The 26,622-nt window shown below is 40.4% G+C and carries 19 protein-coding genes and 1 riboswitch; of the genes, 9 read left to right on the forward strand and 10 right to left on the reverse strand.

The annotated features are described in order from the left end of the window. Positions 1-210 precede the first annotated feature (210 nt). From HF078_RS01200 to HF078_RS01210, 3 genes are all read right to left on the reverse strand, one after another. Complete coding sequence (locus HF078_RS01200; RefSeq protein WP_169289499.1) at positions 211-1,488, reverse strand: ABC transporter substrate-binding protein; 1,278 nt, start codon at positions 1,486-1,488, stop codon at positions 211-213. An 81-nt stretch (positions 1,489-1,569) separates the two neighbouring features. After that, entirely contained in the window at positions 1,570-2,397 is an 828-nt protein-coding gene (locus HF078_RS01205; protein WP_169289500.1) for a carbohydrate ABC transporter permease, read from the reverse strand. Continuing rightward, complete coding sequence (locus tag HF078_RS01210) at positions 2,397-3,308, reverse strand: carbohydrate ABC transporter permease (protein ID WP_169289528.1); 912 nt, start codon at positions 3,306-3,308, stop codon at positions 2,397-2,399. Before HF078_RS01210 ends, HF078_RS01205 begins: the two co-directional genes overlap by 1 nt. Before the next feature lie 327 nt (positions 3,309-3,635). Between HF078_RS01210 and HF078_RS01215 the strand changes: the two genes are divergently transcribed. Together HF078_RS01215 and HF078_RS01220 are read left to right on the forward strand one after the other, a co-directional pair. Next, a complete protein-coding gene (locus tag HF078_RS01215; protein WP_169289501.1) occupies positions 3,636-5,264 on the forward strand; it encodes a diguanylate cyclase domain-containing protein in 1,629 nt (542 codons plus the stop codon). A gap of 162 nt (positions 5,265-5,426) precedes the next feature. Next, a complete protein-coding gene (locus HF078_RS01220) occupies positions 5,427-6,806 on the forward strand; it encodes a Glu/Leu/Phe/Val family dehydrogenase (RefSeq protein WP_169289502.1) in 1,380 nt (459 codons plus the stop codon). A 123-nt stretch (positions 6,807-6,929) separates the two neighbouring features. Here HF078_RS01220 and HF078_RS01225 read toward each other — a convergent pair whose 3' ends face one another. The 3 genes from HF078_RS01225 to HF078_RS01235 form a co-directional block, all read right to left on the reverse strand. Then, positions 6,930-7,427 (reverse strand): VanZ family protein, encoded by a 498-nt coding sequence (locus HF078_RS01225; RefSeq protein ID WP_169289503.1) that lies wholly within the window; start codon positions 7,425-7,427, stop codon positions 6,930-6,932. A gap of 117 nt (positions 7,428-7,544) precedes the next feature. Beyond that, the gene (locus HF078_RS01230) at positions 7,545-8,588 is read right to left on the reverse strand and encodes an acyltransferase family protein (protein WP_169289504.1); all 1,044 of its coding nucleotides are present in this window, start codon (positions 8,586-8,588) and stop codon (positions 7,545-7,547) included. Positions 8,589-8,740: 152 nt separating this feature from the next. Further along, positions 8,741-9,868 (reverse strand): glycosyltransferase, encoded by a 1,128-nt coding sequence (locus tag HF078_RS01235; protein WP_169289505.1) that lies wholly within the window; start codon positions 9,866-9,868, stop codon positions 8,741-8,743. Between the two features lie 178 nt (positions 9,869-10,046). Between HF078_RS01235 and galE the strand changes: the two genes are divergently transcribed. From galE to HF078_RS01255, 4 genes are all read left to right on the forward strand, one after another. Further along, on the forward strand, positions 10,047-11,060 hold the full coding sequence (gene galE / locus HF078_RS01240) for a UDP-glucose 4-epimerase GalE (protein WP_169289506.1): 1,014 nt from the start codon (positions 10,047-10,049) through the stop codon (positions 11,058-11,060). A 178-nt stretch (positions 11,061-11,238) separates the two neighbouring features. After that, positions 11,239-11,763, forward strand: coding sequence for a competence protein ComK (locus HF078_RS01245; RefSeq protein WP_169289507.1), 525 nt, complete (start codon positions 11,239-11,241; stop codon positions 11,761-11,763). 302 nt (positions 11,764-12,065) lie between these two features. Next, entirely contained in the window at positions 12,066-12,374 is a 309-nt protein-coding gene (locus tag HF078_RS01250; protein ID WP_169289508.1) for a hypothetical protein, read from the forward strand. 68 nt (positions 12,375-12,442) lie between these two features. Then, complete coding sequence (locus tag HF078_RS01255; protein ID WP_169289509.1) at positions 12,443-14,872, forward strand: leucine-rich repeat domain-containing protein; 2,430 nt, start codon at positions 12,443-12,445, stop codon at positions 14,870-14,872. A 76-nt stretch (positions 14,873-14,948) separates the two neighbouring features. On the opposite strand, the gene HF078_RS01260 is transcribed toward HF078_RS01255, so the two are convergent. Together HF078_RS01260 and HF078_RS01265 are read right to left on the reverse strand one after the other, a co-directional pair. Continuing rightward, positions 14,949-15,872 carry a DMT family transporter gene (locus HF078_RS01260; RefSeq protein ID WP_169289510.1) on the reverse strand — a complete coding sequence of 308 codons (924 nt, stop codon included), beginning with the start codon at positions 15,870-15,872 and terminating at the stop codon, positions 14,949-14,951. Between the two features lie 132 nt (positions 15,873-16,004). Beyond that, positions 16,005-21,752 (reverse strand): pullulanase, encoded by a 5,748-nt coding sequence (locus tag HF078_RS01265; RefSeq protein WP_169289511.1) that lies wholly within the window; start codon positions 21,750-21,752, stop codon positions 16,005-16,007. Positions 21,753-22,128: 376 nt separating this feature from the next. After that, a riboswitch (cyclic di-GMP riboswitch) is annotated at positions 22,129-22,222 on the forward strand. Positions 22,223-22,263: 41 nt separating this feature from the next. On the opposite strand from HF078_RS01265, the gene HF078_RS01270 reads away from it, so the two are divergent. After that, complete coding sequence (locus tag HF078_RS01270; protein ID WP_169289512.1) at positions 22,264-22,440, forward strand: hypothetical protein; 177 nt, start codon at positions 22,264-22,266, stop codon at positions 22,438-22,440. Between the two features lie 357 nt (positions 22,441-22,797). Here HF078_RS01270 and HF078_RS01275 read toward each other — a convergent pair whose 3' ends face one another. Next, the gene (locus HF078_RS01275; protein WP_169289513.1) at positions 22,798-23,223 is read right to left on the reverse strand and encodes a DUF4064 domain-containing protein; all 426 of its coding nucleotides are present in this window, start codon (positions 23,221-23,223) and stop codon (positions 22,798-22,800) included. 527 nt (positions 23,224-23,750) lie between these two features. Further along, entirely contained in the window at positions 23,751-24,137 is a 387-nt protein-coding gene (gene gloA2 / locus HF078_RS01280) for an SMU1112c/YaeR family gloxylase I-like metalloprotein (RefSeq protein WP_169289514.1), read from the reverse strand. 628 nt (positions 24,138-24,765) lie between these two features. Here gloA2 and HF078_RS01285 point away from each other — a divergent pair. Continuing rightward, a complete protein-coding gene (locus HF078_RS01285; RefSeq protein ID WP_169289515.1) occupies positions 24,766-26,232 on the forward strand; it encodes a glycosyltransferase family protein in 1,467 nt (488 codons plus the stop codon). Continuing rightward, complete coding sequence (locus HF078_RS01290) at positions 26,229-26,609, forward strand: GtrA family protein (RefSeq protein WP_169289516.1); 381 nt, start codon at positions 26,229-26,231, stop codon at positions 26,607-26,609. The genes HF078_RS01285 and HF078_RS01290 overlap by 4 nt, the downstream gene beginning before the upstream one ends. Positions 26,610-26,622 lie beyond the last annotated feature (13 nt).

Below are 26,622 nucleotides of genomic sequence, written 5' to 3' on the forward strand. Positions count from 1 at the left end.
CTAGGAAAGCGAAGCCATTTGCGGAAATCAACAGCGGTGTCTATTCAGATACCTATCTATACCTTTTCAGTCGCCGCAGGAAAGCGAAGCGCCTGGAACGGAGATCAACAGTTCATAGTAACTACTAAAACTATTTTTTTACACAAATCTTTCTTTTAATTATACCAGAAAAGCATGCCTGCTATGAGACATGCTTTTCGAAAATAGTGATTATTTTAGGTTATCCCATGTAGTTTGGAAGCGCTCAAGAACTGTGTCGTAGTCGATTCTTCCAGCAGCGTATTCTTGGATTGTTGCTGCAAACTCTTTGTTTGCTCCATCCGGCCACATGAACCAAGTCCAAGGAACCGTTTTTTCCGCAGTAGAGTACTCAAGGATAGATTGGCCAAGGTCACCAAGTCCAGCTGGCTCGATGTTATCGAATGCCGGGATGAAGGCGAACTCTTCTGTGATGTAGCGTTTACCAGTTTCAGAGGATACCATCCAGTTTAAGAATGTTTTTGCCTCTTCGATATTTTCAGAGTTTTTGTTGATCGCCCAGTTGTTTGGAACCCCAACAGGAAGGCTGTCTGCACTCGCATCATCATTGATTGGAATTGGAAGGAAGCCCATGTTCATATCTGGATCTACTTCATAGATCATGTTTTCCGTCCAGTTACCTTGTTGAAGCATAGCAGTTTGACCGCTTGCAAATTGTGTAACTTGTGTATTGTAGTCTGTTGTTAATGGATTGTCGTTACCAAAGTTGATTTCAGCATCAAGAACTTCTTTGAAATCTTCAAAATGCTTGTTACCAACAATTTTCTCAGATCCATCGTAAAGTCCAGCGATGAACGCTTCTGGGTCGTCTTGTTGTGCAAAAGGAATGTTAAGTAAATGTTGCCCGATTACCCACCACTCTGCATAACCAGCAGAGAAAGGCGTGATGCCTGCCGCTTCTAATTTTTCAGCAGCAGCTTTCAATTCTGTAATATTTGTAGGAGGTTCTGTGATACCAGCTTCCTCAAACAAGTCTTTGTTGTAAATAAATCCGTATCCTTCAAGGTTTACAGGCATTCCGTAAAGCTTGCCGTCTTCTGGATCTGTCATTGGTACTTTACCGATTGGTAGAACGTGCTCTGCCCATGGCTCTTCAGAAAGATCTGCTAAGTGCTCTTTCCAAAGCTCAAGCTCTTTAAATCCACCGTTGTTGAAGATGTCCGGCTGCTCACCAGATGCAAACTTTGCTTTAAGTGCTGCACCGTAATCTGCTCCTCCACCAACTGTTTCTAATTTAACTTTGATGTTCGGATGTTCTGCTTCGAATTCTTTGATCATTTCAGCTAACTGGTCGGCGATTTCTACTTTAAATTGGAAAAGATTCAGTGTAACTTGATCTCCATCCCCGGAGTTGTTGTCATTGTTGCCGGAAGAATTATCGCTAGAACAGCCTGCGAAAATTCCAACCACTAACGACAACGATAATAAAAGAAGTACTAATCGTTTCATTGTATTGCCCCCCTTGTTTTAAATGAAAAATTTTATAGTAACTTGACAGTGGCCACAGTAAGGTTGCGGCCCATGCTAAGTCTACTTAACAGAACCTGCGGCAATCCCCTTAATGATATGCCTTTGTAAAAATAAGAAGAAAATGATGATCGGTGCAATCCCCAGCATTAATGCTGCAAGCCCCATATCCCATTGCTTCGTGTACTGCGCAAAGAACGAGCTTGTTGCAAGCGGAATCGTTCTAAGCTCCGCTGTCTGTAGAACAAGTAACGGCAATAGATAATCGTTCCAAATCCAAAGTGTGTTCAGAATAACTACTGTGACCGTAATTGGTTTGAGGAGTGGGAATACAATTCTCCAAAATACCCCAAACTGACTGCAACCATCAATTCGCGCTGCTTCCTCAATTTCAACCGGTACAGTTTTCACAAACCCATGATAAAGGAAAAGTGAAAGCGGTACGCCGAAACCGAAGTACATGATGACGATACCCGGGATGCTATTGATAAGGTTTAGCGCGCCACCTAGCTTCATCAATGGGATCATAACCGTTTGGAACGGAATGACCATGGCAGAAACAATGATGACAAATAATATTTTACTAAACTTTCCGGGAGTGCGGACCATTTTCCACGCAGCCATCGAACTAATGACAACAATTCCGATGTTGCTGAGAACCGTGATGATCAGCGAGTTCCAGAAGGCACGCGGGAATTGAATGATTTCCCACACTTTGGCATAGTTGCTAAAAAGGATTTCTGTCGGCAATGCTGCCGCGTCAATCAGTATTTCACTAAAGCTTTTCACTGAATTTATGATGACAAAGTAAAAGGGAATGAGGAATAGGATTGCCAGAAGGATTCCTATAACTTCAAGCACAAAGGTTCTTTTGGTATACTTTTGATCCATTATGCCTCAACCTCCCGTTTCTTTGTTGCCATTACTTGGAACGTCGTAAAGATTGCCACGACTACAAAGAAGATGATTGCTTTTGCCGTTCCAAGTCCATAACGGTTATTTTGGAACGCTTCTTGATAGATGTTAATGGCCACTGACTGTGTGGAGTTGAATGGCCCACCGCCTGTTAAACTCAGGTTCAGGTCGAATATTTTGAATGCCATCGCGATTGTCAGGAAGAAACAGATCGTGAAGGCTGGTAAAATTAACGGAATGATAATTTTGGTGATAAGGGTGAAGTTGTTGGCTCCATCTATTCTAGCCGCTTCCAGCAAGGAATTATCCACCCCTTGAAGGGCTGCAATGTAGATAATCATCATGTAACCGCTGATTTGCCAAGCGAATACGATGACGATTCCCCAAAATGCTGTTGTTTCATCTCCAAGCCAAGGAAGCTTGAAAAAGGAAAGCCCCGTAAGTTCTCCAACTGATGCAAATCCTCTGACGAAAATGAACTGCCAGATAAATCCGAGCAATAGACCTCCGATGACGTTCGGGATGAAGAAGACGGTTCTTAAGATATTTTTCGTTTTCAATGCTGCATTTAATAACAGCGCGAGCCCAAAACCAATTAAATTACTGATGATAACCGCTGCGAACATGAACTTCGTCGTGAATATGAAAGAGTTAAAGAATACTTCGTCATTCGTGAAGATTCGCTTATAGTTTTCAAGTCCCACCCACTCAATCGCGGAACTGACACCGTTCCAGGAAGTAAAAGAATAATAGATTCCCATAAGGAACGGAATGATTTGGATAACAAAGAAAAAAATAAGTGCAGGTCCGACAAATGCTGTGTACGTTAATATGCTCTTAAGCTTGGCTTTCCTTTTCGGATCGCCCTTCACATCATGCAACTTCATCCTGCCTGAACTATTCGGCACAACAGGATCCACTTTCGGTTCAATTTTAGTCTCCATCGTTACTCACCGCCTATTTGTAAACGCTTTCCTACATTATAAAACGCTTCCACACCATTTCAGGGTCACTCAATTGACCACATAGGGGTACTGGATTGATAGATGGATTAGAGGTAGGGGTTTCGACAGAGGGACAGAAATACCTTCTGGGGTCTGACCCCTTATTTAAATTTTAATATTAATTTACAATTCCTAATGTTTCATTGAATATTCTGATATAATGGAAGAAATATGCTAATTAAATTTATTTATTGGAAAAGTAGGAGTACGATGACTATTAGACAGCAGTTTTCATTGTTTTTTGACCAGATGGCAGATATGGTCTTTTTGGTTGAGTGGAAAAATAACGAATTATGGTACACAAGTGTAAACCCATCTGCGCAACAGAAGCTTGGGATCGATATGGTGGGCAGAAGATTGGTAGATGTTCTTCCACATTCCGTTTTTACCTTACTGGACGAGAATTATACAAAGTGCATACAGTCAAAGAAGCCTGTAACCTACTCAGATTTGAATTTATTTGAAAGTCATCTTCCTGCTTCTGAAACCAGCCTCACTTATATAGAGGAAGATGGAAAAACATTTGTGCTGGCGATCACCAAAGATGTAAGTGCCATGAAAAAGAAAGCGGAGGATTATATTTTTCTGGAATCGTTGGTAGCAAACACAGTGGATGCCATGCTTGTCATCGACATGGAAGGCGCTGTTCTGAAAATTAATGGAGCATTTGTCCAACAATTTGGTTGGAGTGCTTCTGAACTAATCGGACAATCGTGGGTATCATTCCCCATTACACCAAGTGAATTGAAAACGCAAACATTGGATACGTTGGCCCTTATAAAGAAAAGGCAATCCGTTCCTCCACAAGAAACTGTCCGGCTTACAAAAGAAGGAAGGTCCATTCACACTTCTGTCAGCTATTCGCCCATCCTGAATGAAGAAAACAAAGTCGTTGCCATTTCCATGATCTATCGCAACATCCAGCATTTAAAAGAACTTGAGGGAAAATTGGAAGAAAGCCATGACGCCTATAAATCTTTATTTTCCTATCATAAGAACGCTGTATGTATGGTAAATGATGATGGAATTATTGAAAATATCAATGATGCCTGTGTGACCATTACAGGTTATCCAAGCGAAGTCATCATTGGATTTAATATTGTAGAGTACGCCAAAAAGGTTGTTCCGGATTTAGACCTGAACAAGACGAAGCGTGGCGAGGTGACAAACTATGAGTTGTTATTCCCTCATTCTAAAGGGCGCGACCTGTACTTGTCCGTCACAAATGTACCTATCATTGTAAAAGGCATAGTTAAGGGTACATATATCATTGCCCAAGACATTACGGAAAAACGATACATAGAAAAAGAAAGAGAAAAACTGCAGGAACAGCTTACCTTTCAAGCCTATCATGATAGCCTGACAGAGCTACCCAACAGAAGGTTATTAGAAGAAAAACTAGAGGAATCGTTGATCAATGCGCAGAGAAACCAAAGCATGCTTGCGTTGTTTTTCTTAGATTGTGATCATTTAAAAGAAGTAAACGACACTTTCGGACACGAAATAGGGGATGAACTGCTCATTGCGTTCTCGAGAAGATTGATGATGTCTATAAGAAAAGGTGATATTGTCGCACGATTAGGCGGTGATGAATTTGTCATCTTGCTTCACGGCATAGAAGACATGACACAGGTAAACAAAGTGGCTGACCGGATTTTGACAACATTAGGGAACCCTTATACCATTCACGGTCACCAAATACATGCAACATCCTCCATTGGTATCTCCACTTACCCAGCCAATGGAACAACCGTCAAACAACTCTTCCGCAAAGCCGACCAAGCCCTCTACGCCGTCAAAAACGCCGGCCGCAACAACTACCGGATAAGCGCGGTTTAGCACGGTGGAGAGATGAAGGAGTAAAGAGGGGTCTGACCCTCAGTCAATTAAAGCATTAATGCAATAAAGCTACCCGCTCCCCCGAGTGAAGTCTTCTCGGGGGTTCTTGTTTTTGTTGTATGTTATACTTTTTAAATATACTGATAATGAGGAGTGGTAGTTATGGCTAATCAGACGAGGATGATTGTACAGGAGTCTTTGGATGCGTTACTGGAGGATTCTGCTTTTTTGCCAGAGCTTGATGGAGATTCCAGGAAGCAGGCGTTTACCTCCCTGGGTGCGATCCTTTCTACACCAAACCATCTACATAAATCATTTCTGCGAATTGCGCTCGAAAATGGAAGCGTTGTCAGAATTCCCGCGTTCCGGGTACAACACAACAATGCTCTAGGTCCTTATAAGGGTGGGATACGCTTTCATGAAACCGTCAACGAGGAAGAAGTCATTAATCTTGCATCCTTGATGACTTTGAAAAATGCCTTACATGACGTGCCATATGGTGGCGGTAAGGGCGGTATCGTACTAGATCCTCGTTCCTTTTCTGTGAAGGAACTTCATTTAATATGCAAAAAATATGTTCAGTATTTTAGCGATATCTTAGGACCTGACAAGGATATTCCCGCCCCGGACATGGGTTCCGGTGAACGAGAAATGGACTGGATGATGGCAGAGTACAAAAGCATTCGCCCAGGCCAGCCGTATAAAGGTAGTTTTACTGGTAAAAGTGTGATAAACGGTGGATCTCTTGGCCGCCGGGAGGCAACTGGGAAGGGCGTTTACTTTTCCTTCCGTTACTTGTTACATGATTTCCTAAAAGAACAGCGTAAATTCCTGACCAACAACGAAAACGTTTTTGCTAAGACGGCTTTGGATTATGACGGAAGCCCGCTGACTATAGCGGTTCAGGGATTTGGAAATGTTGGATCTGTTGCAGCACTAGAAGCTTATCAATGTCAGCATCTGCAAAATAAAGTGGTAGCAGTAAGCGACCGTAATGTAACTTTATATAATTCGGACGGTCTTGATATCCCATCATTGGTAAAGTTCGTCGCACTCAACGGCGGTGATCTGCCAACTACTGAGAATCAATTAGAGGATGCTCAAATCAAAGCCACCATTCGCGACCGCGGGGACATCTTATATTTTGATGTGGACACGTTAATTTTAGCTGCACTCGAAGATCAAATACATGATGCAAATAAAGAAAAGATTAAAGCGCGGATTATTGTCGAAGGCGCCAATGCTCCAGTAACAAGCGAAGCGGACCTATACTTAAGTGACAAAGGGGTCATTATCATACCGGATATCCTGGCAAATGCAGGTGGGGTCATCGTGTCCTATTTTGAGTGGATGCAAGGGCGTGAAACCCAATTCTATACCGAAGAACAGGTATACAAACTCCTGCTCGAAAAAATGAAAAACACCATGGACACCATACTGCCAGCCTTCTTCGGCGACCCCCACCCACTAAGACAAAACTGCTACATCCACTCCGTCATGAAACTCTCCACCGTCCTCTACAGGCAGGGGAAACTTTATTGAGGTGTAGTGGTAAAGAGGTAAAGAGGGGTCTGACCCGCTGTGCGTTAAAGCACAAAAGAAAAACAAAAAAAGCCGAAAAGAGGTAGGGTTTTCCCTTTCTGTTTCGGCTTTTGATTTTCCGTTTTAACTTGCTTGTTCTTCGTTTTTCGGTTTGCGTTTCTCGACTAACAAGTGGCTTATTCCAGCATAAAGGACGATACCCACCAAAGCACCAATGCTATCCAACAGCACATCACTTACCTGGCCGCTTCTACCTGGAACGAAAAGCTGATGAACCTCGTCAGAGATGGCATACAATAGAGAAATAATAAAAGCTGCACCCATGCTCCTCCAGCCACGTCCCCCGCTTCTTCTCACCGCATTAAAAGAAAGGATCGCAAGCAGCATATAAGCAAGAAAGTGCGCATTTTTTCTAACAAAGAAACTAATTTCCTCCATTTTAAATTCAGCAGCAGGCATGACTTGCTCTACCACCTCATTAACCCACTCTGTTATTCCTCCGCTCAAATCCGCTGATTGTTCTCCTTGCTGGGAGGAAAGAAAGAAGATCAATGCCATCCATCCAACCACAAGCACCCAAGATACTACCGCAATCACTTTTTTGTGAATCTGAAACTGCATCCTACTACTCCCTAAAAACTGTTAATATTTAACTGAATATTAAACAATTATAGCACATCTTCTATCCTTACTCTATCACTACAGAAACTAACATACGCTCAAAAAACCCTTACTCCACTAACCCTTTTTTGTGCTCCTAATAGGACCGACAAAATATTTTCCAAACGGCAGAATATTAATGATTCGTGCAAGTAAAATCGATCCTAATACTCCTGATAAAAATAAAGAAATGGTGTACCATTTTATGTTCATTTCCGGCAGCACAAGGTTTATCAAATTAAACGATAAATAATGAAGTAAAAATATCTGAAATGAATACTTACTTATAAACATAATTACTCTTGGAACTTTGGGAATGAATGAGAACAAATAAAACAGTGCAAAAAATAAAGATACTGTATAAAACATAATATCTAATCTAACGGATGATAATAGCGTATAAGTTCCAGAGGTGAAAATCTTCACTAAATAATAGCCTGTAATTCCTGTTGCCAATAAAGAAAGAGGAAACGCCCATCTTCGGTTTTCTTTCAATTGTGCTAAATACCTTCCTACGTAGTAAGCTACTGTGAAGTAAAAAATCCAGCCTATGAAAGGCATTCTCACAAATGGCAACCATTCTTGCATAACTTGGGGCAACCATTCTGTTTGGTAATTGGCTACGAATAAATATCCTGCGTTTATCGCAAAAGTCAAAGACAACATAACCCATGCGGATATATTTTTAAACCATTTAATATAAATCCAATGAATGAACATAAACTGTAAAATTATAACAATGAAATATCCGTGCCAGGCACCAAAAAAAATATCATCAAATATGTTGCCTTTTACCTTTTCTATTGAAGCATTTTTAATTATTAAATGGTATAAACCATATAAAAACGGTGTTAATAAATAGGGTAACAATAGAAACTGGAATCTTTTCTTAAAAAAACTTTTAGGTAAAGTGTCAGGATACACTTTCGAGCTAATAATCTCTGATATTAAAATAAATATCGGTGTAGCAAACATTAGTAAGATTTGGATTGTTTGCAACAATTGAACAGTAATCTGCGGTACATCATAGTGTGTGTAGGTTCTGGTTAAAGAATGGATAAATACAACACTTAGACATGCAATCGCCCTTATCCAATATATTTCATATATCTGCTTTTTCATGATGACCCTCCAATCAAATACTGTTCATTTTAACATTCTAAACATTATTTCTCCTTATGTTACCCAAATTGTAATAATAATTAATATATCGGTATAACAAAGACGTTTTATGTAATGAAAAAAACCCTGGATATCAAATCCAGGGGACTACCTTATTTATAAAGTTTGAAATATTTTCCACCAATATTATTCCAATTAAACGGTTTAGCCTCTTTCATACAACGGCTTGATATACTTTCATAGTTATCCAGGATCTTATGGATCGTATCGGTTATATTGGTGGCACTAGTTGGGTCAACTGCATATCCAACTGCTCCATCCTCAAACATTCCGTCTAATCCTTCCCCTTTTGAATAGATGACTGGTAACCCTTTAGACATGGCTTCAATATATACCAGGCCGAAAGTTTCCCTGAAGGACGGCATGACAAAGATGTCCGATTGTTCCATAGTTGCTGCGATGACTTTTTTATCCGTTATATAGCCGTGGAATGTGACCTTTTGTTGTAAGTCCATGGAATTTGTAAGGTCTTTGCATTCTTGTTCCAGCGGACCGCTTCCAAAGACCTCCAAAGTGGTGTCAATGCCTTGTGAATTGAGCATTCCGCATGTTTTTATGACCGTTTTAATATTTTTGTTTTCATCCAAGATCCCGACAAAAACTAGTTTCAATCTATTTACAGGTACCGGTTTGTCTTCCCTCCGAGCATTCTCGTGCCAATAATCGTCTATTCCGTTCGGTATGATAAGACATTTATCCTTTATTTGATCTAGCACCTTTTTGGGTAAAAGCTCAAAAACCTTTTTCTGATAGGCATTAGAAATGAAGACAATATTCTTCGCATTTAATAGAACTTTGTACATAAAAGGACGAAGATGGTAACCATATTTATAAAATGAGTTTATATCTGTGCTTCTAACAGATACTACATAATTAATATTATATTTTTTATGTATCTTGTATGCAGACCCTCCATCGCTGAAGATGGTATGTGCATGAATGATATCGATATCATTCTTCGACAAAATTTCTTGCTCGATTTCTTTCATTTGCTTACTTATTTTATTAAAATACATAATCTTATGCTGTGGCTTGACTATATTCCTGTAATGATAGTGAACTGTCTTGTACTCTGATGGCAATTGATTGACGCCAATACTGCTACTACTTTTTACAGGAATGAACACATCCTGCTCCAATCCCTTTGTAGACAATTGCTTGTACAAATTCATATACAGCTTGTTTGTTATATAGTACGACGAAAGATGTAATACTCTCATTTTTAATCATCCTTTATTAGTAAAGAGAAATTATTTCATAGTTCTTTTCTATTCTATCACATTTTATTCATAATGCATGAAATCACAATTTCCTATATTATTACTTTAAAGCTACATAGTTTTCTATTATGATTAATACAGAATAATCAATTCAATTCGAGTTATTGGAGGAAAAAGGATGGCAATTTTAGTTACAGGTGGAGCCGGCTATATCGGCAGCCACACAAGCGTAGAATTATTAAATGCCGGATATGACATTGTAATCGTAGATAATTTTTCAAATAGTAATCATGTTTCATTAGATAGAATTAAAGAAATCACCGGGAAGGATTTTGCATTCCATGAGGTCAATTTATTGGATAAAGAAAGCCTTGATAAAGTGTTTCGTGAGCATTCTATCGAGGCAGTCATCCATTTTGCCGGTTTGAAGGCTGTTGGGGAATCTGTGGAGAAACCTCTCTTCTATTACCACAATAACATTACCGGGACATTATATTTGTGTGAAGTAATGCAGGAACATGGTGTTAAAAATATTGTTTTTAGTTCTTCTGCGACAGTGTATGGCTTACCTGAAAGTGTACCGATCTCTGAGTCTTTCCCGTTAAGCGCAACAAATCCATATGGCCAAACAAAATTGATGATAGAGCAGATTATGCGCGATCTTCATGTGGCAGATCCAGACTGGAGCATTTCCTTATTGCGTTATTTCAATCCAATAGGAGCACATGAAAGCGGGCTGATTGGCGAAGATCCAAATGGTATTCCAAACAACTTGATGCCATTTATTACTCAAGTAGCGATTGGAAAGCTGCCGCAATTACAGGTATTCGGAAACGATTATGATACCGTGGACGGTACAGGAGTAAGAGATTATATTCATGTGGTAGATCTTGCGAAAGGACACTTAAAAGCGCTGGAAAAAGTACTTACAGATAAAGGTGTAAATGCATATAATCTTGGAACAGGCAATGGATATAGTGTCCTTGAAATGGTAAAAGCTTTCGAAAAGGCTTCTGATAGAGACATTCCATATAAAATTGTCGCAAGAAGAACCGGGGATATCGGAGAATGTTTTGCAGACCCTACCAAAGCAAAAGAAGAGTTGGGCTGGAAGGCTGAAAAAGGCCTTGATGAAATGTGCCAAGACTCTTGGAAATGGCAAAAAAATAATCCGAACGGGTACAAAGAATAAAACAAGCTTTTCTTATAAGCGCCTTCCCTTCATAACGAAGTGGAGGTGCTTTTTCATTTTTCTACAAAATTCCAGTTTTTTTGCAAAATATATAGTAAAAATTACCTATTTTACTATATAATAGAGATGAAAGCGTTTTATTTTTTTATTAAAGGGTATGGGAGGGAGTTAAAAAACGATGGGGAAAGAGTTTCAAGTGATTTACCAATACCAGATTAGCCTTACAACAATGGCATTGCAAGCACATAGGCATCCTCAATATCAAACCTATATAAAGGATATCGAGGGAGAATATATGACGGATGATACCGCTAGAGATATTTTGCATAGCGGTTGTTTAGATGACAGTAGTACCTATGACGGTCGTCGGATTGCCACCATTCATTTTACAAATTATATTCAAAAGACGCCAATTCTTATTGATCAGGCTGAAGGGATAATTGCCATTCCTACACATTCACCTGATCAGGAAGCCTGTTGCTGGCTATTTCTTCACCATTTGTCACATGTTGAAGCCATTTCCTCCACGAGATGTGTGGTGGTTTTTAACAATCATGATCGTTTGATTCTAAATGTGTCTGCCATCACAATATATGAACAGGTAAAAAAAGCTTCTGTTGTTTTAACTCGTTTCTGTTCAAACAAACAGTTCAATTTTTCGTTAAACCCGAAAGTAAAGCGCTCATCAAAAACTCGTAAGTAAAAAGACTAAGATTTCATCATGAATTAGTAAGATCTTGCTGCAACCTAATTGTGGAGAAAGGTTACACCAATCTGTTACTAATATACAGGAAAGCCGGATACTCACTCTATATTCCTTCCATTTGGAGGTGAGTGATTATCCGGCGCAATAACCCCTCCTGCTCCAGCCACTATTTCTCTCGGATATATATCCATATTTTACTACAAAATTACATAAAAAAGTAATTCTCTAAAACGAACTTTGGTAGTATAATTTTTCTGTTGAGTAAATTTCTATATTATTAAATTGGGGGATTGTTTTAGTTGAAAATGAGTTTTTGGCTAAATGTATTTGTTGTATTTACCTTACTACTTTCATTAGTAAGTCCTGCTGCACATGCCTATTCGGAAGAAATCGAAGAAGGAGCGTCAAAGGTATTATTAAGGGAAGCAGTGCCATCTGAGGATGGAAATGTTTTAGTTTTGGAGACTACTAGCGAGAATCCTTTATCAGGCAGTGACGAACAAAGCTTTATGATAGTGAAAGATGGTGATGCAGTTGAAGTAGCCCCTGAGGAATTAGTGGATCAGCTACAGAATTCACAAGAGTCTATACATATACAGACAAGGTAGATAACCTAACAGCTATCGAGTATGGTGTCGTATGGAATTTAAATGGACAAGTTTTACAAAGTAATAAAATGGTAGTGGATTTGGTAGAAAGTGCAGAAGAAACTGCCGCAACAGATATTACTGATGAAACAGGTAAAGAAGAGAGTAATACGGAGACCTCAGAAAACGAGACTGTCTCAACTGAGGATGAATCTGTCCATTCCTTAGATTCTACTCCTTCTACTGAGGAAGAGGAAGTCTCTGAAACTACCATAGAAGAGGTAGAAGGATCTGAAGTGAATTTTGTTCCTTCAGAAAAAGAAACTCTTTTAAAGAACAGCTTATTTGACGAAGATGAGGAATCTTTTCTTTTCCTTGAAAAAATGTTCGTCAATGAACATTCCTTTGCTATCATGTGGTTTGGTAACGTTGATAAGAGCCTTGGAAGAATAGCAAAATATGAGCTTTACCTTAACGATACCCTCATCACTTCCGGGGGGCCTAGACTATTAGATTACGAATTTACAAATTTAACACCGCACACGCAATACGAAGTAAAGGTGAAGGCATTAGATAAAAACAATAATTTGTTATTAGAAGAAACGTTGGAAATAAGTACACTTCCTACACCATCAGGTAAAGTGGTGGAATTTGAGGATGCAAACCTCGGACTTGCCATCCAAACCCAGATGAACCTGGACAGAGAAATTCGTGAAAGCGATATGGAACACTTAACCATGCTAGATGCAAGTTCTCTAGGTCTTACAAGTATTAAAGGGCTTGAAAAAGCAGTCAATTTAGAGTTTTTATTCCTTTACGAGAACAGCATTGAAGACCTCTCTCCTCTTACGGGATTAACAAAGCTTTTCATGCTGGAACTGGAAGAAAACATTGTGACGAATGTTACTCCACTGAGCAATTTAACCAATCTATCCATTCTTGGTTTAGGGAACAACCCTATAACGAAAATTGATGCTTTAGCTGGATTAACGAACCTTGAAGGTTTAGCTTTGCATAATACACAAATCTCCGATATCACAGCATTGGCAAGTTTGATCAATCTAACATTTGTAACATTAGCAGATACTAACGTCGACTTTTCTCCGGAATCATCAGTTTGGGATCTCCTTAATGTTTGGGCTGACGCAGGTGTATATGTTGATGTTCTAGAAGAGGGGTACTTCGAACCGTTTGAATTGGAATTTTACAACACAACGGAACAAAGCATTTCTCTTGGCTGGTGGTACTACACAGAGAACGAAGAAGATTATGAAAAAGAATACCTCTATAAAGTGTATGTAAATGATGTACTTTATGAAGAAACATATATGAATGAAATGACCATTTTGGGGCTTGAACCGTCAAAAGACTACAACATTAAAGTAGAGATGTATGATGAAGATGGAACTACTCTCCTTCATGAGAATTTTGATATGGCACAGACCCTTCCGCTGCCAACAGGTGAAATCGTTAAGATTCCTGACAGCGGCTTGAATGAAGCAGTTCGTTATCAGCTAGGTCTCCATGAACTTGATCGTGAGATATATCAGTCTGATATGGAACGATTGGAATACCTATTTGCATCTTGGATGGGTATAAAAAAGTTGGATGGAATAGAACATGCAGTGAACTTGTTTGATCTCGATGTTAGCGGAAATGAGATAAAAGACCTTTCTCCTTTAAAAGGCATGGAGTCTTTATACTCCCTAAATTTATCGGATAATCTTATTACAGATATCAATTCATTAAAAGATTTATATATCAGTTATCTTGATCTGTCATTAAACCCAATCTCTGATATTTCAGACTTAAGCGCGTTGGCAGATTTGGAAATGCTGTACTTACATCAAACCAACATCACAGATATCAGTGTCCTGTTGGAACTTGATTATCTGTGGGAAGTGACACTTTTTGAAATTGAAGGGTTAACGTTTGAAGAAGGTTCTCCAGAACTTGCGATTGTAGAGCAACTTAGAGAACTTGGTGTGACTGTTTATCTGACAGAGGATGAATTCCACGGTCCATCTGCTCTTACCATTGACGTAGTAGATGTTACTGACAGTACAATTGAAATTGAGTGGACTTACGAGTGGGCAGACGAAGTTGATCATTATCAAATTCTATTAGACGGAGAAGTGGTAGATATCACAAACGATACTTCCTACCTTTTCACTGATTTAATGTCGGATACGTTATATAATATTGCTATCACCCCGGTAGATGTTGATGGCTGGGAAATGGATTACTTTGAAATTGACGCTTCTACATTACCAGCTGAAGAACAGCCTGTAAATGAGGAAGATGATACCGAAGAAAAAAACACACCACCAGTTGCAGCGAAGCCAGTGGACGGTAAGGATAAAAACCCAACGGTTAAACAACCAGCTTCCCACACGGAAAAAGGCAATAAGCTTCCTGTAACTGCAACGAACACATTGAGCTTTATCTTGATTGGATTAGTTATGTTGGTTGTTGGTGCTGCTGGAATTTGGATTGCAAGACGTCGAGTGGTAGCATAAGGTACATTTTAATAGTTTGAAAACAGCCGGACAGAAGATTTAATTCTTTGCCCGGCTGTTTAATATAGAAGACCCATTACCTTTCAATTCCCCGAAATTGGTTAACTGATCCAGTTTGTCGCCTTTCCAAAGCCCCAGACCCCAACAACACACCTGCCACAATCAGCACAAGACCGATCATGTGAAAATAGGTTACCTTTTCACCGAGCAAAAAGACAGATCCGATGAGGGCAAAAAATGGAGTAAAGTTTAGAAAAATGGACGCTTCTGCCGGACCAATTTTACCAATGATAAAGTTATAAGACATATGACCAAGTGCGGTTGCAATAATCGCAGATGTGAAGAATGCCACCCAAATCTCACCAGGTAAAGATACAAAATCCCTTATCGCTCCCGGTTCTGTCAGCGAACCAATAATCAGTAATATCCCAGCACCTATGACCAGCATGTATCCCGTTAACAGGCGGGGATCCAATGTTTTGGCAAGTTTACTTATGAGGATGAAGCTAAAGGCCTGGGTTAATATGGACAGGAAAACATAGACATCTCCTATGTTAACTTCAGATATGCCATTGCTTCCAACTAAGATGGTAATTGTAACACCAGATCCGCCAAGGATGAAACCGGTCCATCTTAGGAGATTTGTTTTCTTTTTAATGAGGATGGTCGCAATCAAGGCCGTTAATATTGGGCCCGCTCCCAAAATGATTCCTGCATTAGTACCTGTAGTCCCTTTCAAACCAAGTGATAAAAAGTAATGATGGCAGACCACATTAAGAAAAGTAGCCAGTAAGATATATTTGGCTTCTCTTTTTGTTGGTAGCCTTACAAGTTTAAATATTGCTAGGATGATGAAAACGGCAAGTCCTGCTGTCATGACACGGAAAGCCGTCATGGTAACCGGACTCAAATTCTCCACAAGTATTTTCACTAGAGGAACGTTCATGCCCCAGAAGATCATGATGAGGAAAAGCGCTAAATAATATTTGGTGTTTTGCATGGTGGGGCTAACTCCTTTATTGTTTTCCCATATCGTACCATAACAGGATGTCAGGGATGAAGACATTTCTGAATTCAAAAAAGAGTGTGAACCAAGCGTTTACACGCCAGCCCACACTCTTTCCAAACCAAACTACTTCTTATATTTCAATCTTCTCCCCAGATACAACACGCCACCAAACACTACCATCACCGTTCCAAGCATGATGTAATTGAATGAAGATGTTGCTGTTTTAGGAAGCTTGTTTCCTTTACCAGGATTCTCTCCACCTTTTCCAGGAGGTGTCTTCCCATTGCCATTCCCTTTGCCAGGGTTTTCTCCACCCTTACCAGGCGGGGTACCTGGATTGTTTCCATTACCATTTCCGTTGCCAGGAGGCGTGTTACCATCACCATCTCCAGGATTTCCGTTTCCATCACCAGGGTCCGTTCCTTCCTGTTCCCCGACTCTCACTACAACTGTCGTCAATGGCTCAAGTGTGATGCCTTCTGCAGTCAAATCAAAACCGCTCTGCTCAGATACCTCAACCACGCCAGCCTCATCGGCATCAACCACTACCACACCATCCGTCAAATCCTGCCCCAACGTCAGTGTTCTAATAGCAGTGTCCGCATTAATGAATGTGTAGTACTCGACACCCGCAGTGGAAACGCTCTTGAACGCAACAACTAGATCTTGCTCCTTAATTTCAGGTGCATCGACCATTGTTACATTGGAATCCACCAGCGCACGGTCACCTAGACGGAATGCATCCGAAGAACGACGTAACTCTATTAATCCTGTTGTGTATTCACGTGTTACATTATTCACTGGATATTTCTCAGCATCTGTTGCCTTTTCCCAATCGATTCGGTTGATGATATCCGAAGAATCATAGGAATCGTGGATAAAATAAGGATATACAAAAGGATTACCTTCAGAATCTGTCATATAAGTAGACTTATATGGCGCCTCCGTTGCATCCGCTCTCCACTGCTTCGTACGACCAAACTCCTGGCCTGCATGCAAGAATGCTGTACCTTGAGATGTTAACACCATCGCATTTCCTATACGAATTCGTTTATGAATCTCTAAACTGTTATCCGGATCTTCCGGGTCTTTTTTGATAGATTGCGCAATAACATCATGCAACGTTAAGTTGTCATGTGCGGCAATGTATTGAACTACATCACCCGGGTCATCCGCTTCAAAATTATACGGCTGTCCTTTGATGTTGTCGAAAATTTGCTGCACGTTACGCGCGCCGCCTGTGATAAATCGAGGCTGCCCTTCGCTTCCGAAGCCGGATTTCAATTCGTTACGGAATTCGTCAGAGAAACTTCCTACTGCTTCCGTATCTTTCATCCATTGCTGGTCCGCAGCTTGAACCGGCTCACCTTCGTCACCGGCAAATGTTACCCAGCCTTCACCGATCATGACGATATTCGGGTTCAATTTCTTCGCTTCATCATAAGCAAGTTGAATACTTTCTGCATCATGGTCTCCCATCATATCAAAGCGGAATCCGTCCACTTTGTACTCGTCCACCCAATGCTTGATGGAATCTACCAGTACGCGACGGGACATTTCATGTGTCGTACCAAGACGTCCGCCACCAAAACTTGTTCTAGGCGTTCCATCCGCATCCATGAAGTGGTAGTAGTTCGGTACCAGATCCTCAAAAATGTGAACCTGTGCCGTATGGTTGAACACCACATCGAGTACCACACCCATGTCGCGCTTATGAATCTCTTTGATTAGATTCTTGAATTCTTTGATTCTCAGTTCCGGATCTTCTGGGTTCTCCGAATACATACCAGATAGGGAGAAATAACCGTGCGGGTCATAGCCCCAGTTGTAGTTCGTATCAGTGGAAGCATAATCTAACATGCGTTCGCCAGACTCCAATTCATTGCTAAAGTAGTAACTCATCACTGGCAGCAATTGAATATGCGTCACACCAAGGTCCTCAATATAATCCAATTTCTCTACAAAAGAAGCAAATGTACCGAACTGTGCTTTCAGATCTTCCCCGATGTTCGGGTCAGACGTGAAGTCACGTACATGCACCTCGTAAATGATCGTGTCTTCGCGCTTTTCAAAGCCAGGGATGTCAGCGTAGTCTAGCTCAGGTCCGATAGAACTTACATCCACAATCGCCGCTTTTCCTACTTTTTCGCCTGCTTCATTGTTCCACGCCGCCATCGATTTTGCATAAGGATCCAAAGCAAGATTCGTTACATCACCATGTGTAATTTCATAATGGTAATAGTAACCTTTTAAACTATCAAGGCCGGTATTATCCTTAGAAAGTTTAACTGACCAGACACCACGGTCTCCTTTGACCATTTCAATTGTATCCACAACTTCATTTTGGTCATCCTTGTCATACAGCACCACAGACACATTGTCCGCTTTTGGCGACCACACTTTTAACGTAGCCGTTCCGTCTTCATGCAATTCTGCTCCTAGCTTGCCATCATAAGCATACATTTCGTCAATCAATTTCCAGCCTGATTTTGCAGAAACCGTCACATCACCATAAGTAACATCGAAAGGAAGCTTCTCTAAGTCAAACTCACCGTGAACATGAACGGTCTTTTCGCCTTCAATCGTTATATCTGTAAAGGACACTTCGTTTCCATCTACATCTACGATTTTCAACTGATCTTTTAGTTCTGCTAAATCTAATCCCTCTGTCTTTGTAAAAGTAAGAGTGATCAACTTATCCGATAGGACCTCTCCAGACACAAGCGCCAATGGCACCGTTCCATAAGGATTCGTGTAAACCTTATCTTCCCCTTCTTTTACAAATAGTTGGTTGTATTGTTGTAACATTTCAAACGTCATATCTCCCGTTTGTGCTCCTGATTGTTTGTTCACAAAAAGGAAGCCGATTTTGTTTGCATCTTCTTTTAATTTGATGTCGTAGTAAGCTCCGTATTTACCAATACCGGCTGCATCCGCAGCACCATTTGGCCAGCCGTCAGATGGGGACTCTACATCTTCCCAATTCCATAATCCCCAACCGTCATAGTCAGCGTTTGTTCTTTCATAATGAATACGGACCGTATTTTCTGGCAGGTCAGCAGGTTCATATAAAAATACTTCGTCAGAGCCTTGTTTGATCCAAACCTCATTTAGGTCAGGACTGAACAGTTCGACGCCTTTATCGTTGCCATCTTTCTCTCCATTTGTCCTGTTCAGGACAAGGAAACCGACATTTTGCGCGCCTTCTTTAAGCTCTACATCCACATACGCACCATATTCGGTGACATTTTCATCTTCAAACGGTGTACCACCTGATGGCCAGTTTTCAGATGGTGCTGCCACGTCTCCCCATAGCCATAGGCCAAGGTTTTCGTAGCTATTGTCTGTACGTTGATAGTGAATGCGAAGCGTATTTTCGCCGATTTCACCTGGTTCTGTTGGTTCTTCTTCAACAGGTGGAGCTCCGCCAACCACTTCAAGCAATACCGTTCCCCCGTCTTCCATCGCTGGAATCGTGAAACTCACTTGTCCCTCTTCATTTGCTTGATACTCTTGATCGGAATAGTGGTCTGTTATCACTGCTTCGGAGGAACCGAAGTTCAGGGTTACTTCTTTTTCAGTAGTGGCAGTATTTAAACCTACATAAACGGAATTTTCACCGTACGTTCGTGAGAATACAAGGTATCCATCACTGTCAGATCCCGCTATCTTCTGGCGGTCTCCTTTGGCAAACGTGTTCGGATTTTCATTACGGAATGCCAATACTTTTTGATAATGCTCTAAAATTTCATTGCCTTCCACATCATCCCATGGCATGTTCTGGCGGTTGGTATAATACGGATAATCGTTCTTACCAGGCAAGCCCAACTCTTCTCCGTAATAAATAACCGGCTGCCCTTTTGACGTCAACTGAAGGGATGCCACCACTTGATACTTCCCTAGGTCTCCCTCAACCATCTCATAGAAGCGGTCCTCATCATGGCTTCCTAAAAATTGACCTAGTGTTGCCGTATTGTTCAGTTTGCTGTTACGTGCTTCTAGCTTTTTCTGAACAGCATCCAGTTGCCCATTTGCAAAGTCACGAGCATAGTTCTTAAAATCAAAATCCAGTAAAGAGTCCATCATCCCGCTGTTCAGATAGCCTTGGTCATTATCAATATTTGCTCCCCATGCTTCCCCAATCAGCTTGTGCTCTGGCATCTCTTTTGTCAGAGCATTTTTAAACGCCATCCAAGTGGTGTCTTCCACATGCTTAACCGTGTCGACACGGAAATAATCGATGGTGTTTCCCTTACCCGTTCTGGACTTTTCAATCCAGTCTGTCTGCCATTGAACCACCTGTTCACGGACTTCTGCGTTTTCCGTTAGAAAATCCGGAAGTCCAGCCAGCTCGCCGCGAACTGTATCTGACCCACCGTTACGAAGCATGCCGTCAAATCGCGCACGGTCTTCGTCAGTTGGAAAATTCGACACACTGCTGCTGTCCCCTGGTTTCAACCCATAACCTGTGTGATTTAACACCACATCGACCATGATTTTAATGCCGCGTTCATGTGCTGCATCAATTAAAGCATGGAAATCCGCCATGGAGCCGAAATGCGGGTTCAGTTCCCCGAAGTTGTCTGCCCAATAGCCATGATATGCATAATAAGGCGTATCTGGCCCATCATTGTGTCGAACATCATACTTGATATTATCCACAACCGGACTGATCCAAATAGTATTAATTCCAAGCTTGTCCAAGTAATCAAGTTTTTGTGTAATTCCTTTGAAATCCCCGCCCTGATATGTACCAGACTTGCTTGTGTCATAGCCAATTCCATGCGGATCATTGTTGGATGAATCTCCATCAAAGAATCGATCTGTTAGCATAAAATAAACCACAGACTGATCCCAATCGAAATCTGCCTCTTCACCTGTGAAGGTGCGAGCCTGAACCTCAAGTGTCGCCGATCCCTCGTGGCGATTACCGAATTCATCAATCGCTGTGATTGGCAAGGTCTTTACACCAGCTGTTACATGCTGTTTAACCGCCACTGTTAATTCATTCAGTTCAGGATCGATCAGCGCTTTCTCTTTGCCACCGATTTCTGATAGATTAATAGACATCTCTCGAATTTTTGTTTCATTTTCAGATTCAATGTCCACTTTCACGACAGCGTTCTGGTTGTAATCGACCTTAGCCGGTGTAACCGAACCTGTCACGTTTAAATCTGACGCCAAGTACTCGACAACGGATTTGCCATCCACTGTGTTATATGGGTCTGTTACTTCCTTTGTTTCTCCATTCACTGTTACCAAATAAGTATATTCATGCTCACCTGTTGGGAGTTCATTCACTGTATAAGTAAAACGTTCATTTTCCGGCTCTGCATTCATTTCATATTTTTCGCCTAGGATGGAAAGCTCGACTTTTTCGACCTTGTCCATTTCACCAGTTGCGTATAAGTCTTTATCACGGAAAAAGAAGTCTGCGCTGCCATCCGCGACAACAGGTGCACTGCCATCAGGGATTTGTGCAAATTGTTCTTGTTGACTTGTAACGTGTACTTTGGTGATGTCTTCGATTTTATTGACCGTTATCGACCGATCACCATCAAAGTCCTTTTCTTCCCAGTTACCTTTACGGACAATAAAACCAACTTTATCCGCATTTTCACTTACTGCAATGTTAGCATAGGCAATGCCTTCTTTTACTTCTGTAAAGTCTATCTGGTCGTCCTTCACACCAGTTCCCCAGACCCACAGATTCCAGCCCTCATAATTTCCATCTGGCCGTTCGTAACTAAGTACTATCCGCTTATCTCCCGTTTCGGCCACTGCTCTTGTTGGTAGATAGCCCGCAAACATGGAAACAACCAGAAGAACGGAAAGTAGTAAAGCCATTCCCCTTTGAAACCTTCTCTTCATATTCCTGCCCCTTTCGTAATCTGATCTCAACATCCTTGATCGTGATGACTAACTTGCTAATTTGTGGAAGCGTTTGCACTTTTAGGCAGGGTTAACCGAATTGCGGAACCGTTTGCGCAATGTTGCACATTAAGCAGCCCCACAACTATAAACCTACAAATTTATGCAAACGCTACCAATATTCTACTTATAACATACTATGAATTCTGATAATTTTCAATTGGTTTTTTGGATTTTGGGGACAGGCACGGGGACGCTTGCGGGTTGAGGTGCTTGTCCCTCAACTCTCCTCCAACAAAACGAGACAAAATACCTCTAAAGTCCTATGTCATTACACCGCCTAAAAGACTACAATAGGAATGTAATTTTCATAAATAATGGAAAAAGGCAAAACTAGTGAAAGCTAGTGACGCAAAACTATAGGGACTTAAGTCTGTTTTTCACAACAGACCAGTTAGCCAGTTACCCGCACCAACCTCCGTTGATTTATGAGTGAAAAGGAGGTCCTGCTATGAAAACAGTGAAAAATTTACAGTACTTCTGGCACAATATGAGATCCCACTATTACACTGTCATTGCTGAAGATTGCCTCGACAAGATCATGAAGCAGCAACTGGTGGAAAAAGCGGAAACCCATAGGCTAGAATCAATTCAATGCAGAACGAAAATTCAAGAATTGACTTATTAAATCTTGTTAGACAACTAAGATAAACAGACAGACAAAAAGAAAAGGCCTCAGGTTGAAGCCACTGAAAAACTGATAACGTAAAGTTTTTTATGTTTCCTAGCTGGTGATTGGAGCAAAAGGCGAAGACTCCTGAGGGAATTAGCGCTAGGTGGAGACCCCACAGGCGTAGCCGAGGAGGCTCCAGCAGTGCCCCTAGGAAAGCGAAGCCATTTGCGGAAATCAACAGCGGTGTTTAGTAAAATTTTAAAATCAGTCTTTTTCAGTGGCTTCCTCAGGTTATGGGGCCTTTTTTGTTGTAAACATTTTATGAAGGGACAGGCACCATGACCCAGTCGCGGTGCCTGTCCCTTCTGCTCATTAAATATGTTGTTCTGTTACTTTTGGCTTTCTAACAAATGCCATGATTCCGGCAATCAAGTATAGGACTGCTGGAATGATTCCAAAACCAAGGGTTCCAATTCCGATGACAAGTGCTGCCAGAATAAGCATGATACCCGCAAGTACAGGTTTTTTGTTTCCTTTAATGGCAATGATACCGATAACTCCTAAAATTAATGAAATGATTCCAACTGTAAGTAACGTAGGACCTGCCATAGACAATAAATCCATGAACCCACCCATATCCATGCCTTCCATTGCTGGATCTGCTGCCATTTCCTCTTCCATTACCTCTGTAAATTCAGGATCGGACATTCCCAAATTCATCAAGACTCCAAAAAGTGCCGTCAATCCACTAATAATCACTGCGATGACTGTCATCACTATCTCTGCTGTACGTTTCATTCTTATTTCCTCCTCTTGTTATGTAACCTTATATGAGTTATACGTAGATTAACTCCTTAAGGTTTCAAACTTTACCAACTAATTTTATCACGGGAGAAAGGAGGATAAAATAGTAAAAAATTATATTATATTTCCAAAATATTCAATTCCTCTTCCCCTCTTATTCAGAGGATTCGATAAAATCTCCCTTAAAACGCACATCCTAGCGCGGAAAATGTAGGAATTTTTGTTGTTTATATCAAGTTATAAAAAGGTATTTTCATAGTATAGAAACATAGCAGAAAAATGCGAAAGAGGGGAAAACACTAATGAAAATTAAAGTGAAAAGCTGGAGAATGCTAACTACCCAGGATAAATTGTTCATTCTTAAAGCCGTAAGCCGCCAGTCCCAATCAAAGGTAAGTGCATAATTCCAAATAGAGAACAGGTCTCTTCCTAATGCCTCATTCATTACACTCTATACTCTACTAATTACTTCTAAAACATAGACTGCACATCTATTAACATGACCTGTTCTTGCCTTAAATCTAAGATTCATACAATTCAATTGGCAGCCCGTCTGGATCAGAGAAGAAAGTAAACCTCCTCTTTGTATGTTCGTCTATTCTTATAGGTTCCACTTTTATACCCTCCCCTTCTAATTCCTGTACTGCTTCCACAATATCCGGGGTTTGAAAGGCCAGGTGGCGTAGTCCCTGTGCTTCTGGGTAGCTTGGTCTTACAGGAGCATCCGGAAAAGAAAATAACTCCAATTGTGTGCCGTCTGGGAGTGCTAGGTCAAGTTTATAAGAATCTCGTTCCTCCCTGTAAACTTCGTTGATGATGGGAAAGCCCATCAGATTAACGTAGAACTCTTTGGAGATTTTATAATCGGAGCAGATAATGGCGATATGATGTATACCTGTCAGGTTCATGTCTGTAAACCTCCCTTTCCTATTTCCATCTTACAGAATATTTGTCGAAGGCACAAAAATAGGACAGTATTCACTGCCCTTCCAATCATGTAGTCAATTCTCCTAAAATTAGCAATGACTTTTCCCGCCAATATTAATGCTAATTCCGAAAATGTTAATGTTGAATTTATTTTCGCATTTTTTGCAATCGTGCTTATCTTTGTGTTTTGGTTTGCAGTGTGTATGGTGGTCATTTTTCGAGCTAAGATAGTAGTAGCATTTCATATATTGTTGCACCTCCTTTTAAAGATAGGCGACGGATTGTCAGGTTAAATTGAGGCCCGTCCCGCTACCTTCTCTATTATTCTATGTATGTTGGATGATGATGCATGGACTGATGTCCTGAAGGAGGAGTGGATTTTAATAGAGGATAATAGAATGTTCGTGGCACCCTGTCTGGTGACTAGTTAAAAAAAGCAGGGAAGATTTTAATTTCTGCTTTATTGTTACTATTCCCATTGTGGTAACTTCTTTTCTGTAATATAATCTTATAAGTTCAAATATTTTCTAGGATAAGGAAGTATATGGTTATGAAAATGAAAGATTTGAAAATTTTGCTTTCGCTTTATTCTTCTAAGGAGAACCGGCCGTGAGCGAAAGTATATTTGTTTTTTTTGAGAAAATAATCTATGTTATCTTTTTTTCCGTGATTGTTCTTATCGTTGGCATAAATGTTTTAGAAACAAGGGGACACCATTCAATCAGTACGATTTCTCCAAATTATTTTGAGGTTCTCACACTAGTAATTGCATTGTTGCTAATTGGGGCCCTAATTGGTTTCCGTAAAAGTATAACTAATTTACTAGAGAAGCTTCCGATTGCCGTTTGGGTTGTCGGATTTTTAGGATTCAGCCTTATTTTACAGCTGATTGTTGTCAAACTGTTTGCAGTCAAGCCGTCGTGGGATTTTGGAGCGCTTGTGAACGGAGCCAAGCTGTATTTGGAAACAGGAGAGGTATTTAATTACTTTTCCACCTATCCCAATAACATTTTTTTATTTTGCATTTTAGTGGTTATAGGGAAAGTTTTCACCCCAGACCTCAGCGTCTACATTCTTTTTAATATCTTTACTATCATTGCCAGTCAGTACTTAATTTTCTGCATTGCCTCAAAAGTTGCTGGAAGATCAGTGGGCTTTATTAGCCTATCTGTAAGCGTACTCTTCTTCCCATATATCTTCTTTTCACCGGTTGTCTATACGGATACGATATCACTTATATTTTTACTTTTTCCGTTGTATTTGATGCTAGATAAAAATGGGGAATTAAAGACCAGTTTACCTAATATTTTGTTGGCTTCCTTTATTTTTTCTTTAGGGATGCTATTAAAAGGATCGCTAATTATTTTTATTATTGCATTTAGTATTACACTACTTCTTTATATGAAGGGATGGAAAAAGGCATACATAATCCTACCATTTATCATGCTTTTTATCGTAAAGACCGTATTTAACACTTCCATTTATCAGCTCCACATCCTAGATAAAGAGCAGCAGATACAGACAAGTTTCCCTGTTTCTCATTGGCTTGTAATGGCACAAAATAGTGAGAGTCTCGGGAAATATTCAGCTGGCGATGTCGAGTGGACCCAGGAGCTTTTGACAACGCATCCTAGGGAAGAGGTTTCGGATATTCATTTTGAAGAACTTCAGCACCGTTTCCAGGAAAAAGGACTGCTTGGAAATTTGAGTTTTAATCTAGAAAAAATAACTCATACCTGGACAGACGGGACGTATTATTCCCTGAATAAAATTAAGAGGAATCCACTCGAGCCGACAAACATTACAAGTCTACTCGACTATAAATCTGGAGATATCCTTCAAGGCTTTGCAAGGGTTCAACATTTAATTTTATTTATTGGGCTGCTTTTGGCATTTCCGTTAATTAAGGATAGAAAAGCCTTTGTCACTTTCTGCATGCTAAGCATCATCGGCTACTTCTTTTTCTTTCTTTTATGGGAGACTCGTTCACGCTATCTGGTAAGTGTCACACCTTTAGTTATTTTATTGAGTTGTATGAGTTATTTCAAAATAAAATTCAGGAGATCTATCGGATGAAAAGATTCCTTAAGTTTGGAACAGTCGGTGTTTTTAACACGATGATCACTTTCGCCAGCTTCACGTTTTTCTTCTTCATTGGAATAAACTATCTGGCTGCAAATGTGATGGGTTATATAGTAGGAATGCTAAATAGCTATTATTGGAATAAAAAATGGGTTTTCCAAGATAAGAGGAATAAGGCATCCACTTTTTATAAATTTGTTGTAGTCAATATCGTAACGCTTGGTATACATACGTTTCTTCTATACTTATTAGTGGACTATGCTGGACTGCAACCGATTATCGCCAACTTGTTCGCAACAGGAGCAGGGTTGGCAATAAATTATTTAATAAATTCCAAATGGACGTTTCGTCAAGAACAGCAAGTAGGATAATGGAGGAAAACTG

This window comes from Bacillus sp. RO2, assembly GCF_012911845.1.
Lineage (GTDB): Bacteria > Bacillota > Bacilli > Bacillales > Bacillaceae_I > Sutcliffiella_A.